We start from the raw sequence: 13,785 nt of genomic DNA, 5'->3' as shown, positions 1-13,785 counted from the left end.
ATGGAATTTAAAAAATTAAAAGACTTATTACAATACTCATACGCGCCTTGATCTCATTTTAGAGTTGCTGCTATTGCGATAGATGAAAATGGGGAAGAATACCCTGGGGTTAATGTAGAAAATGCTGCATTCCCTTCTGGTTTATGTGCTGAACGTTCAGCAATGTTTGGTTCTGTTGCTCACGGTGCAAAAGTTGGCACATTCAAAGAAATTCACATCATTTCTTCTGGACAAGGGATTATTTCTCCTTGCGCAGGTTGTCGTCAAGTTATGACAGAATTTATGCAAGATGATGCAAAGGTATATCAATATTCAGGCGATGGAAAACAAGTTAGAGTTAATACTATTGCTGAATTGATTCCTTTCGCAATTAGAAGTGAGCAAATCAAATAATGAAGATTTGCTTTGTTTCAATATTAGGAAGACCAAATACAGGTAAATCTTCACTGTTAAACAATATATTAGGATACAATGTTTCTATTGTAACTAATGTTGCACAAACTACAAGAGATCAAATTGTAGGTGTTTATAATGAAGAAGATTACCAAATAGTTTTTACTGATACTCCTGGAATTCACAAACCAGAATCAGAACTTGGCGAAATTCTAAACAAAAACGCTTATTCTTCACTTCAAGAAACCGATTTAGTTTTATTTTTAAGTCCAGCAAATGAAAAAATTGGTGCTGGTGATAACTTAATAATTGACAAAATTAAAAACGTAAAAAATAAAATTGCGGTAATTACCAAAATTGATTTAATTAAAGATCCGAAACTCATTTTGCAAAAGCAAGAAGAATTACAAAAAATTGGCTTTGAACAAATTGCTTCAGTGTCAATTAAAAATAATAAATCTATTGATAGCTTAATAAAACTTATAAAAACTTATTCATATGAATCTGTTCCTTATTATGACCAAGAAGCTATAACTGATAAGTCAATGAGATTTATAGCAAAAGAAATTTTACGTGAAGCAGCAATTAATGAATTGTATGAGGAATTGCCTCATTCAATTGCTACTGAAATCGAACAATTTAATGAATTCCAAGACCACATTGAAATTCATGGGGTTATATATGTTAAAAAAGCTTCTCAAAAAGGTATGGTAATTGGAAACAATGGTTCAAAAATAAAAAAAATTGGTACAGATGCAAGAAAGTCTATGTCAGCTCAATTTGGAACAAAAGTTAATTTGTTTACAAAAGTTAAAATCGCTAACAAATGAAATGATGATAAGAAAACACTAAAAAAATTTGGGTATGAATAGAAAAAATTGTCAACGCTTAAATTGACAATTTTTTTAATAAAAATCGTAAGTACCACTACTTACGACTGATGTTTTTAACCCTTACTAGACATCAAAGTTTTCGAATGAGTTTATTTATTTATAAAACTTAATAGTTATAGATAGTAATTATTTTACTGTAATGAAAAATAAACAATTATATGGAACTACTCTCGTAGTTTAAGGTGATTATGAAAATGATATTATTTGTCATTCGGGAAAGAGAAATATAAAGTTCTTTAATATCTATTAATTTTGAAACTTCTTTAAATGTCTTTTTTATATATTAGTCAAAGTATTTATTTAATACAAATTTATTAATTTGTCTTATGAATTAAAAACGTTCCGCCAATTTTGAATTCATAAGACTTATTATTATATTCCATAATTTATTTGAGGAATTCTTTTTCCTCATTTTACATTTTAACATTAATATATTTTTATTAAAATATATCTTTTGAAAATGCTGATTTTAAAAAATTTAATTTTGCAAAATCTACTTTTTTAACGCTAGTAAGCACTTTTTACTTTATAATTTTTTTCATAAACATAAAGAGTTGCTGAGCATTACCTGCGTAGAAGCATGCCAACCAGATTAATAAATTATGGTGGAAGGTTAGAATCGTTTGATTAACATGTTTATTAAAATATAAATGTGCTTGCCTTCTTATGTTTGTCAATAAGGAGGTTTTTTTGTTCAATAAAAAATTATTTACAAGCGAATCAGTTGGTCAAGGACATCCTGACAAGATTTGCGATCAAATTTCGGATGCTATTTTAGATGCTTTTTTAAAAGAAGATATTTATTCTAGAACTGCTATTGAAACAGTAGCTACAGGAAATAAATTATTAATAGCAGGTGAATATAGTTCAAATGCTAAAAATGTCAATGTGGTTGAAATAGCAAAAAACATTTTAAAGGAACTAGATTATTATCATAATGATTTACAAATTATTACTGATTTAAAACCACAAAGCGTTGATATTGCTAGAGGTGTCGTTTTAGAAAACCAAGAAATTGGTGCTGGAGACCAAGGAATTATGTTTGGTTATGCTTGTAAAGAAACACCTAGCTATATGCCAATTGCAATTTCTTTAGCACATGATATTGTTAAGTTAGCAAACAATTTAAGAATTAATAATAAGTTTAAATGAGCTAAAGCAGATATGAAATCACAAGTTACTTTTAATTATGAAACTAACGAAATTGATACATTTTTATTTTCATGCCAACATAGCGATGATTACAACGAATTAGAATTCAAAGAGCATATTAAAAACAATATTTTTAAACCTGTATGTGAAAAATATAAACTTAACTTTCCTAAAAAGGTTTTTATTAACCCAACCGGGAGATTTGTAATAGGCGGGCCATTAGGTGATACTGGACTAACAGGTAGAAAAATTATAGTTGATACCTATGGAGGTTATGCTCACCATGGTGGTGGTGCTTTTAGTGGTAAGGATGCTAGCAAGGTAGATAGATCAGCGGCTTATGCTTGTAGATGAATTGCTAAAAATTTGGTAGCAGCAAATGTAGCTAATGAAATCGAAATTCAAGTTTCTTATGCAATTGGGGTTGCTGAACCCGTTTCTATTTCAGTAGAAACCTTTAATAGTTCAAAATACGATAATGAATTTATTCTAGATATAATCAAAAATTGTTTTTCTTTAACTCCAAAAAACATTATTAAGGAACTTGATTTATTAAAACCAATTTACAGTAAAACCGCATATTTTGGACATTTTGGTAGAGATGATCTAGACTTGCCTTGAGAAAGATTAAATAAGGTTAAAGGAATACAAGAATATATAATTAATAAAACTAACAAAAAATAAGAAAGGGAAAATATGAAAAGCAAAAAAACATTACTTATTTTACCCGCTTTATCATTAAGTAGCTTTTTACCAGTTGTTGCTGCTTCTTGCACCAAAAATAATGAAGTTACTAGTCAAATTAATTCATTAAAAAATGAATTCAATCAAAGTATTAAGTTCTTTTTAGATAGCGATAAAAAATCATTTTTAAACTTAAAAAATCATAGTTTATTAAAAACAATTGCTTGAAATTACGCAAAACAGCTTACTAACACTTTAAATTATTATTCAAATTTTCTTGTAACTAAAACCAAGGAAATTACCAATAAAAAAGATTCGAAAGAAGTTGAGCAATTCGTTTTTGAGAACATAATGAAACCTGTTGCACAAAACTTTGTTTTGTTTATTAATTCGTCTAAAAGCAAAATTAAGAATAATGAAAAATTAGATGCTGAAACTAAAAAAGAAATATTTGAAATTTTGATTAAACATTATCAAGATATAGCAGAAATATTAAATCCTTATTTATCTACATCATTAAACTTTTCATCTTCATTAGATCCTTTATTCTTATCAGCAACTAAAGATTTAAGCGAATATACTTATACTGATTTTGTTAAAGCAGAATTAAAAAAAGACAATTTAGTTTATGATAGTACAACACTAGCTAAATCTTTACTTTATAGCATTAGATATAAAACATTTTTTGATGCTTGTCTTAATTTAAATGTTAATCTTCAAAATGCTTATCAACAAGTAAAACAAATTGATGATTTAAACTTAAAATATATGAATAAGTTTATTCAAAACGTTAAGGATTTTAAAGGTCTAGATAATAAAGATTCAAACGCTATTGAATGAGTTAAATTCTATGCTAAAGATTCACAATTATGAGATGAAGTTGTTTTTAATAATAAAAAACAAACATATCTAGATCTCTTAGAAAAAAGAAAAAAAGAAGCAATTTCAATATACCAAACTAAAGAATTAAATTTAGAATTTGAAAAAAATGTTATAGCAATTTTTATAAAATTGTTAAAATAAGAATATATTTTACCAACAGTAAAAAACTAAGTTTTTATTAAAACACCATAAAAGGATAATCATGAGAAAGATTGTTAGAGAAAAAAATAAAATTAGAGCAGAAAAAAGAAAACACAAATTAGCTTTAGAAGCAGCTCGTGCTAAAAGAAGAGAAGCTAGAAAAGCAGCAGCTAAATAACAAAAACGCCAGTACGGTGTTTTTTATTTAAAAGGAGCAATAATGAACATATTAATTAAAAATGCTACAGTATTAACTAATAACCAAAATTTTGACATTCTTTATAACGCTAATGTTTATATTAAAGATAACAAAATCCTTTATGTTGGTAATGAAGAACAAACTTTATCAATAAACAAAGTAATAGATGCAAAAAATAATTTGGTTATGCCTGGTTTGATCAATTGTCATACTCACATAGGAATGGGAATATTTAGAAACTATGGTAATGATGTTTCTTTAGAAGAATGATTATATAAATTTATTTTTCCTATTGAAGAAAAATTAACAGCGCAAGATGTTTATTATTCATCATTACTTTCAATGGCAGAAATGATTTCTACTGGAACCACTTCTTTTATTGATATGTATTTCTTTATTGATGAAGTTGCTAAAGCAGCACAAAAAATGCAAATGAGAGGAATAATTAGTCAAGGGATTACTCATTATTCAATAGAAAAAGATTTAAAAATTGCAAAAGATTTTTATTATAAATGACACAATAAAGAAAACGGTAGAATCAAAACCATGATTGCTCCTCATGCGGTTTATACTAACAGCAAAGAAGATTTAACAAGAGCATTAAATCTAGCAAAAGAATTAAATGTTGGTATCAACATGCATCTTAATGAATCACAAACAGAAGTTAATAACTCAATTAAAGAAAATCAAATGTCACCTTTAGAATATGTTCATTCTTTAGGTTTAACAGACCAACATTTAATTGGTGGTCATTGTGTTTGACTTTCAGATAAAGAAAAAGAAATTGCTAAGCAAAAAGATGTTATCTTGGTTCATAATCCAGTTTCAAATTTAAAATTAGCAAGCGGAATTATGAATGCTCAACAAAATATTGATTTAGGTTTAAACCTAACACTTGGAACTGATGGGGTAGCTTCTAACAATTCTTTAGATATGTTTGAAGAAATGAAATTTGCTTCTTTATTAGCAAAAGGTTCTACTTTGCAACCAAAAAATTTGAATGCTAAAACTACTATTCAAATGGTTTTGAATAATGGAGCAAAAGCATTAGAACAGGAACATGAACTAGGTAAAATTCAAACAAATTATTTAGCAGACTTAATCATTGTAGATATTAACAATATCAACCATTGTCCTAATATTGACATTCCTGCATCATTAGTTTATTCAACTTCTGGTAAGGATGTAATTACTACAATTATTGATGGTAACATTGTTTATGAAAACAAAAAATTTAAGTCTTTAAACATTAGGCAATTGATTAAAAAATGTAATTTTATTTTTGAAAAACTAAAACAAAAATTGAATTAATTAAACAATAAAAAATTCCGTATTCGTCTATTTTAAAGATAAATACGGAATTTTTTGTTAATCTCAATCACATTAAATAAAGTAGTTGAAAACGTAGAAAACAACTCCAATAATCAATAAAAATATTGCGCTTGCTGTTGCTACACATGAAAAAATAAATCCGTTGGTGTTTGGTTGTTCTTTTCATTTTTTGATTTTTAAAATTATGAGTGTAATCGATAAGGCAATGGTAATTGTTAATAAAACTCAAGAAATATAAGACATTATTTTTCAATTATCAGAGATTTGATTTTGCATAAAATCTTGTCCCTCTTCAGTTGTTCAAATCAAACCAATTGTAACAATAGTTAAAAGAACAATTGCTATCGATTCTAACATTTTAAAAACAAATGGTAATGTTAAAAATATAACACCTAAAGTTAAACTAATAGCAATTAAAATTATTAAAACCTTATTTGTTTTTTGCATACTAAAATTATATGAAATATTGCTTGCTTTTTTTGTTGCTTTAAAAAATAAAAAATATAGAAAACATGTTTCTATATTTGTTCGAACTATTTAAAACCTTCTCATTTTCATTCTTTAACTTCTGGAATATCTGTACCAAATTCTCTAATGTATTTTTTATGGTAAGCAATTTTTTCTTCCATTTGTTTAACAAATTCTTGAGTATTTTCTTTCGCTAATGTTTTAGCAGCATCGATTGAAATATGGAATCTGTCCATTTCGCTTAATAAACGAATATCGAATGAAGTGGTTATATCTCCATTTTCACGGTATCCATGAGTAATTAAATTGTGGTTATTTCTTAAGAAGAAAATATCTCTTAGAACTGCTTCATAACCATGGAAAGCAAATACAACAGGTTTGTCTTTTGTAAATACTTTATCAAATTCTACGTTTGAAATTCCTCTAGGATCAACGCTTGGGTGTCTTAATTTAAATAAATCAAGAACATTTACAAATCTAATTTTTAGTTTTGGAAATGCTTTATTTAATAAAGAAATGGCTGCTAATGATTCAATGGTTGATTCTGTTCCTGAAGCTACCATAACCAAATCTGGTTCTTCATTTTCTTTGCAAGTAGAAGCTCAGTCGATTACCTTGTAACCTTTTTGTACTAATTCTTGTGCTTCTTTAACTGAAAAGAATTGGTGTCTTGGTTGTTTAGAAGCAATGATTAAGTTAATTACATCTCTTTCTTGTAATGATTTGTCCATTGTCGCTAACAAGGTATTAGTATCAGCTGGTAAATATGTTCTTACCAATTCTGGTCTTTTATCTGCTAAGTGTCCAATTAAACCTGGATCTTGGTGTGTATATCCATTGTGGTCTTGTTGGAAAGCATTTGAAGTAGCAATTAAGTTTAATGAAGGATAATCTTTTCTTCATTCAATGTCTCTTGCTTTTTTAACTCATTTCATATGTTGAGTAATCATTGAATCAACAACTCTTAAAAATGATTCGTATGAAGCAAAAACACCGTGTCTACCTGTTAGTACATAACCTTCAAGAAAACCTTCTGCTTGGTGTTCTGAAAGTTGTGAATCAATAATTCTTCCAGCAGGTGCCATAAATTCATCTAATTTAGCATCAGTTCTTTCTAATCATTGACGATTAGTAACTTTAAATAAATTGTATAAACGGTTTGATTTAGTTTCATCTGGTCCAAAAATTCTAAAGTTAGTTGGGTTTCTTTTTACTAAATCAGCAAAATAGGTTCCTAATTCAACCATATCTTGTGCGATGAATTGACCTGGTTTATCGAATGATAAAGCAAATTTAGTTCAATCACCTAAATCTAATTTTTTAGGATTTAGTCCACCATTTGCTACTGGGTTCATACCCATTCTTGAATTGCCTTTAGGTGCGATTTCTGCATAAACTTTTTTGAATGAACCATCTTTTTCAAACAATTCTTCTGGTTTATATGAACGTAATCATTTTTCTAATTCAGCAATATGTTCCATTTTTTCTGCACTTACAGGAATAGGAACTTGGTGTGCTCTAAAACTTCCTTCAACTGTTTCTTTGTTTCATTCTTTTGGTCCGGTTCAACCTTTTGGTGTTCTTACAACAAGCATTGGTCATACTGGTCTGGTTGCTTTGTTAGCATCTTTTTTTCTTGCATCTGCTTGAATTTTCTTAATTGTTTCAATTGCTTCATCTAATTTTTCAGACATTAATTTATGCATTTTTTCAGGTTCTGAACCTTCAACAAATAAAGGATGTCATCCTGTTCCTTCGAAATACATTGTTAATTCTTCATTAGTTTTTCTAGAAAGAATAGTTGGGTTAGAAATCTTCCCTCCATTTAAATGTAATATAGGCAATACAGCACCATCATTTACTGGATTAATAAATGAATTTGAAAATCATCCAGCAGCTAATGGACCTGTTTCTGCCTCTCCGTCTCCTATTACTGTTGCTGCTATAACTTCAGGATTATCTAAAATCATTCCGGTAGCATGTGAAAGAGAATAACCTAATTCACCGCCTTCATGTATTGAACCAGGAGTTTCTGGTGCAGCATGTGAAGCTGTTCCACCAGGGAATGAAAAGTTCTTAAACATGTAAGCTAAACCTTTTTTATCTTTAGTTACATGAGGGAATAATTCAGTATAGCTTCCATCAAGATATGAGTTAGAAATCATAACTTGACCACCATGTCCTGGACCTTCAATATAAAACATATTTAAATCATATTTGTTGATAACTCTATTTAAATGTGCATAAATAAAATTTTGGCCAGGAATTGTTCCTCAGTGACCAATAGGGTAGATTTTTACATCGTCTTTTTCTAAAGGTTTTTCTAGAAGTGGATTATTTCTCAAATAAATTTGAGCAACAGATAAATAGTTTGCTGCTCTAAATCAAGCATCAACTTTTTCTAAATATTCTTTAGTATCGAAAATGTTATTTTTTTTCATTTTTTCTCCTTAATAAACTTAAGTTTTTGTTTTAAAAGTGATTAAAAAAGCACCTTTTTTCTAAGAAAAACGATACTTAAAAAATGCTTAATAATTATATATTATATTAATTCTATAATATATATATTATTTTAAATACGGAGGAGTATGAACAAAACACAAAAAGCATATATTGCTCAATCTGTAATTTACAGTGGAATATTATTTACATTAGCATTAATAGGTTTTATTTTTGTTGTAATGGGGAAAAACACTAGAGATTATGGAATAGCAATAGGACCACTTTCTTTTGCTTTAATGATTCAAATTTACATTGGTTTTTTCTTTAATCCAATTTATACAAGAGCTAAATTAAGTAGCGTTTGAGCAAAAGTTATTTTGATTTTGATGACAATAGCATTTCTAGGAATAATCTTATTATTTATTTATTCAATGGTAAGTATTTCAGGCGGTGGCAACATAAATATGAAAGCTTTTTCTATTGCTGTTCTATGTTTAGGTTGAACAACAATGTTACCTTATTTCTTTGCTATCTTAGTTTATGCAATTGGACATTCTAAATAATAAAGTATAAAAAAACAAATTTAAAAACCCGTAGAAATTTAACACGGGTTTTTATTTTAGAACCTTAATTTCTTTATTAATTATTTTGTTATTCTAATTCAACAAGGAATTAAAGTTAAAAAAACTTTATACTTTTTAGATATTGTTTCTTTTTTTAAAATAAAGTATTTAGCTAAAACTTTTATTAAACAAAACAATAATATTGATATTGGAATTGAAATTCCTCAATAAATTGCTCAAATGCTTATAGGATGCATTTTTAATATACCGGAAAGAAATGCTTCATCAAACATATTATTGTAAAAAATAAAACCACCTATAAATCAAATAATCATTACAAATCATAATAATTGAATTGTCATAATTACAATAGCAAATAAATTATGTTTTGTAATAAATTCATTTTCTTCAAGTTCATATTTAAAAGTTTTAATATTAAGGTGTAAGTCAAATAACAAGAATTTCAATAACCACATAATTAATATTGGCAAAAAAACAGCCAACAAAATTTCGAAACTAACATTGGTGTTAGTTCTATCATTTCCAATGTTACCTACTAAGTAAGAAATTGGGATTAAAAAGTATAAAAACGCAAAAATACTATCTAATCAAAATAATTGTTTAAAAGTATTTTTAAATCTATTGATTATTTTTAATTTACTATTTGAAATTGTTTTATCGATTAAATTATTAAAAATAAAAGTATTCAATGTATAAAATATAAAAAATAAAAAAACAAAAACGATATTTAAAATTATCATCTTATTAATGAATTTTCAAAATTGTTCACCTACATAACGATATTCATAATATCCTATTAATGGTATTGTAACTAATAAAGGAATTAATAAAGTATAGTTTAGTATAAAAAACAAAATACTTAAAGATAAAGATTTACTATTTATTTTTTGTTTATTTTCTTTATAAATAGTTGCTATTTTAAAAATAAAAGTAAATGGTGTATAAAAATTATTTTCTAGGTGTTTTTCCATATTCTTTTCCTGATATCATTTCATTTTTGAAAGCAAAATATTTTCTTGGAGAAACTGCTTCTGATTCTTTTTATAAGTCTATTCTAACTGTTCACATTCATTTTACAAAGTTTTTCCTTTGTCTTAAAATTATAAATTTTTTGAGAAAAAAAATGAAATAGTTTCTAGTTTTTATATGAATTCCCTTCCGATAAAAGACTTAAAAAACAAATTAAAGAATGACGTGAAACAGGAAAAAAGATGAATAGTTCAGAAAATCAATTTCATTTTAGAATTTAAAAACTCGTGTTTATTTCCACGAGTTTTTTATTTAAGAACTTTGATTTCTTTATTAATTTTTTTAGACTCAACGTTTGTTGATTTATATCAATATCTAACAAAAAGAATTTTCTTATTTTCATCTTTTGTCAAATAAATAAAGAATTTATATTTTTCATTTTTGTTTTCTATTTGTAAATCATTAACGCTAATTTGGTTAATTGTTTTGTCAACTTTTTTCAAAGTTATTTCTATTTTTTCTATTTCTTTATCCAACTTTTGTTGTAAGTTAGTACAAGCAAAGGAAGTAGAAAACAAGCTTAAAGACATAGGAACTAAAAGACTTGTTAACAATAGTTTATTAATTTTCTTTTTCATTCATTGCCTCTACAAAATAAACCTTATCGTTGATTCAAACTGTATCACCTGGTTTTATTTTTGAACTTCTTCCAATCGCCAATTTATTATTGATTAATATTTTTGTAGTTTTTAAAACGCTTTTAGCAGCACCACAACTATCAATAAAACCTATTTTCTTTAGAAATTGGCCAACTTTAATAAATTCACCTTTTATTTGTATGTTCATTTTTATCTTCTTTTTGGAGTAATAATTTGTTTTAATTCAGGATCTTTTTCTGAAACAATTAAAATTCTAGAAACCTTATCATCAATGTTTAAAGTTATTTCATCATTAAAAACACTAATAGCATCTTTTAAGAAAGTAATATTAAGATCTAATTCCAATTCAAGTTTAGTTAAATTATTAAAATTAGTTGTTTTAGCTATTGATGTACCAATTTCTTTGACAAATGTTTTTAAAGTAAGTTCATTCTTTTCAATCTTCATTTCGATTTTATTTTGCTTTTCGCTTGTTACAACAGAAACTTTATCAATTAAGTTTAATAATTCATTTTTATTTATTTTTATTTGATATTTGAACTCACTAGGAATTAATTTTGCTAAATCAAAAAATTCCATATCCACAATTCTTGAAAAAATTTTAGTTTGTTCATAAACAACACAAATTTTTAATTGGTCAAAGTAAAGTTTAAATTCATTTGGAACATCAACTGGTAATAAGTCTTTAAAGTAATTACTTTCAAGTGAAAATTCATATTCATATTTATTTTCATTTTTTACTTTAAATTTTTCATAAGCTAATCTATAAGTATCAGTTGCTCCGAAAATCATTAAGTTGTCTTTAAATTTAACATTGATACATTTGTAAATTAATTCCGAATCTATTGCTACAACTTTTTCAACATCTTTTTGACCTTTTCTAAATTGTTCACTATTAACTGTAATGAATTTTTCAGGTAATTCAAATTCAATAGGAATAAAGGTTTCGGGATCAACTGTAGTTAAAGAGTAAGATGTGAATTTTTCTTTTAAGATTAGGTTTTTGTCATTGTCAAATTTTATAATTATGTTTTGATTAAATTTTTTAATACTATTTTTAAAGTATTGTGTGTTTATTAAAAATTTTCCTTCTTCAAAAACTTTAATTTTATCGTTATCAACAATAAGTTGTTTTTCAATACTTTGACTTCCATTTGAAGCAACTAAATAAATTACTTCATTTGTAACTTTAATTAAAATACATCTTAATGAATAAAAAGCATTAGCAGTATCAGAGTATCTAGAAACTATTTCTATTGCTTTATCTAAAATATTTTTTTGAATTTCAAAGTTCATTTTGGCTCCATTTTTTCTTATATAAATAATATATTTTGTTATTTTGTTAATAAGGCTCAAAAAGTAAAAAATAATGGTTATTTTAAAACATAAAGCGCTTTTTTCATTTTTTTAGTTTGTGGAAAACTATTACTTAACTTTATAAATATCATTATTAAGTAGTGAAATAGCTTTCGAAATTGATTTATCAGGTTCGTCTATTTCTTTTTCTATTTTCTTTATTGCGTTGATTATAGTTGAGTGGTCTCTATTGCCAAATATTTTTCCAATTTGTTCTAAAGAAATTTCTAACTGTGTTCTTATAATAAAGATAGCAATATGTCTAGCAAGAACAACATTTTTATTTCGACCCTTGCCTAAAACCTCTTTTTTGTTTATCTTGTAATACTTGCAAACATGTTCGATAATTGATTCTGGAGTTATGTTTTCTTTATTTTGTTGAATATCCTTAAAGATTGAATTCATAACTGCTAAAGTATATTTTGTGTTGGTTTGTTTAATAAATTCACCATAAAATTTAACTCTTTTTACAGCACCAAGTAATGCTCTAATAGAAGAAGTGTAATTTCTGGTTAAAAAAGATTTAGCTTCATTTTCTCAATTATTTGGGTCAATATCATTATTATCTAAAATAAAATCTAAAATTTTATTTCAATCATTATTATCAGGCATTTTTATTTCAAGTTGTAACCCTTGAGATAATCTGGTTGAAATTCTAGCATCAAAACTGTTAGAAAGAGTATTAGTAGGTTTATCTGCACAAATTAAAGTTAATAAATTATTGGTTATTCTGTAGTCTAAAATATTAAAAATAGTTTGAACAGTAGCTTTTTTATTCCCGATTCCATAATTTTGAAAATCGTCAAACATAACAACATCAGCCCGATGAAAAACTTCGTGAATTGCTTTAATTTTTGCTTGATTGTTCTCTTTTAGAAGTGAGGAAATATCTCTTGAAAAAATATCTGGATTTATGTATTTAACTACTAAGCCTTTTTTATTTAGTTCATTCCCCATTGCATAAAGAAAGTGAGTTTTTCCTAATCCTGATTTACTATATATAAATATAAGGTTATATTCATTTTGTTGATCAACGTTTTCAATAATATACTTTCCTAACTTAATAACTGATTCATTAAATTTAGATTCAACATAGTTTTCAAAAGTAAAATCTTTATTTAAAGATGAACTTTCTTGTTTTTTTAAAGAAGCATTTTGTTTAACTAAAGTTTTAATTGAAGGAGTTTTTTCCTCAATTTCATCAATATTTTTTATTAATTTATAGTCGTATGCTTGCTCAAAAGTATCTTTTAAAGCTTTTAGAATAACTTCTTTATATTGTTGATTTATAAAGTTAATCATAATATCAGTTAATTTTTCTGATGTGATATATACAATATTGTTAGCACCGATTTTATGAATAGACAAATTTTCAAAAAATGTCTTAAAACTCATAGGGTCATTAATGTCCATAGAAATAGAATCTAAAAAAGTTGATGTCGCTGCTTTAAACTCTATTTTTTTAATTGTTTTTTCATCTTGATATTTGTTCATAATTTAAATAATATATTTAAAAAATAAAAAAATGTTTCTTTTGTTAATTAATAATGTTTATTAACAATATATTAACAATATTATTAACAACGAATTATGCTTATTTATAGGGGAATAATGCTAAAATAACAATTTTT

Annotated in this window: 13 protein-coding genes; 6 read left to right on the top strand and 7 right to left on the bottom strand. The window is 26.0% G+C overall.

Translation table 4 applies throughout. The features are described 5' to 3' along the window. The 5 genes from cdd (at position 1) to ACJA25_RS00045 (ending at position 5,655) form a co-directional block, all read left to right on the top strand. A complete protein-coding gene (gene cdd, locus ACJA25_RS00065; protein WP_406615509.1) occupies positions 1–393 on the top strand; it encodes a cytidine deaminase in 393 nt (130 codons plus the stop codon). Beyond that, positions 393–1,265 carry a GTPase Era gene (era, locus tag ACJA25_RS00060; RefSeq protein ID WP_406615507.1) on the top strand — a complete coding sequence of 291 codons (873 nt, stop codon included), beginning with the start codon at positions 393–395 and terminating at the stop codon, positions 1,263–1,265. Before cdd ends, era begins: the two co-directional genes overlap by 1 nt. A 687-nt stretch (positions 1,266–1,952) precedes the next feature. Continuing rightward, entirely contained in the window at positions 1,953–3,122 is a 1,170-nt protein-coding gene (metK, locus tag ACJA25_RS00055) for a methionine adenosyltransferase (protein ID WP_406615505.1), read from the top strand. A 12-nt stretch (positions 3,123–3,134) separates the two neighbouring features. Further along, positions 3,135–4,145, top strand: a complete 1,011-nt coding sequence (locus tag ACJA25_RS00050; RefSeq protein ID WP_406615503.1) for a hypothetical protein — start codon at positions 3,135–3,137, stop codon at positions 4,143–4,145. A gap of 220 nt (positions 4,146–4,365) precedes the next feature. Then, positions 4,366–5,655, top strand: a complete 1,290-nt coding sequence (locus tag ACJA25_RS00045) for an amidohydrolase (RefSeq protein WP_406615501.1) — start codon at positions 4,366–4,368, stop codon at positions 5,653–5,655. A 72-nt stretch (positions 5,656–5,727) separates the two neighbouring features. Here ACJA25_RS00045 and ACJA25_RS00040 read toward each other — a convergent pair whose 3' ends face one another. Both ACJA25_RS00040 and ACJA25_RS00035 read right to left on the bottom strand, forming a co-directional pair. Next, positions 5,728–6,123 carry a hypothetical protein gene (locus tag ACJA25_RS00040; RefSeq protein ID WP_406615499.1) on the bottom strand — a complete coding sequence of 132 codons (396 nt, stop codon included), beginning with the start codon at positions 6,121–6,123 and terminating at the stop codon, positions 5,728–5,730. A gap of 86 nt (positions 6,124–6,209) precedes the next feature. Next, complete coding sequence (locus tag ACJA25_RS00035) at positions 6,210–8,585, bottom strand: phosphoketolase family protein (protein WP_406615497.1); 2,376 nt, start codon at positions 8,583–8,585, stop codon at positions 6,210–6,212. A 147-nt stretch (positions 8,586–8,732) separates the two neighbouring features. Here ACJA25_RS00035 and ACJA25_RS00030 point away from each other — a divergent pair, with 147 nt between their 5' ends. After that, positions 8,733–9,149, top strand: coding sequence for a hypothetical protein (locus tag ACJA25_RS00030; RefSeq protein WP_406615495.1), 417 nt, complete (start codon positions 8,733–8,735; stop codon positions 9,147–9,149). 80 nt (positions 9,150–9,229) lie between these two features. Here the strand turns inward: ACJA25_RS00030 and ACJA25_RS00025 are convergent, their stop codons facing one another. From ACJA25_RS00025 to dnaA, 5 genes are all read right to left on the bottom strand, one after another. Continuing rightward, on the bottom strand, positions 9,230–10,141 hold the full coding sequence (locus ACJA25_RS00025; protein WP_406615493.1) for a hypothetical protein: 912 nt from the start codon (positions 10,139–10,141) through the stop codon (positions 9,230–9,232). Between the two features lie 306 nt (positions 10,142–10,447). Continuing rightward, positions 10,448–10,777: a hypothetical protein gene (locus ACJA25_RS00020; protein WP_406615490.1), complete on the bottom strand. Its 330-nt coding sequence runs from the start codon at positions 10,775–10,777 to the stop codon at positions 10,448–10,450. Continuing rightward, a complete protein-coding gene (locus ACJA25_RS00015; protein WP_406615488.1) occupies positions 10,761–10,985 on the bottom strand; it encodes an RNA-binding S4 domain-containing protein in 225 nt (74 codons plus the stop codon). The genes ACJA25_RS00020 and ACJA25_RS00015 overlap by 17 nt, the downstream gene beginning before the upstream one ends. 2 nt (positions 10,986–10,987) lie before the next feature. Further along, positions 10,988–12,094: a DNA polymerase III subunit beta gene (locus tag ACJA25_RS00010; protein ID WP_406615486.1), complete on the bottom strand. Its 1,107-nt coding sequence runs from the start codon at positions 12,092–12,094 to the stop codon at positions 10,988–10,990. Between the two features lie 129 nt (positions 12,095–12,223). Then, positions 12,224–13,648: a chromosomal replication initiator protein DnaA gene (gene dnaA, locus ACJA25_RS00005; protein WP_406615484.1), complete on the bottom strand. Its 1,425-nt coding sequence runs from the start codon at positions 13,646–13,648 to the stop codon at positions 12,224–12,226. Positions 13,649–13,785: the final 137 nt, after the last annotated feature.

This window comes from Mycoplasmopsis hyopharyngis (genome assembly GCF_045276885.1).
GTDB lineage: Bacteria > Bacillota_I > Bacilli_A > Mycoplasmatales > Metamycoplasmataceae > Mycoplasmopsis > Mycoplasmopsis hyopharyngis.
Note: the sequence above shows the minus strand (reverse complement) of the source record. Positions and strands in the feature narration are given on the sequence as shown.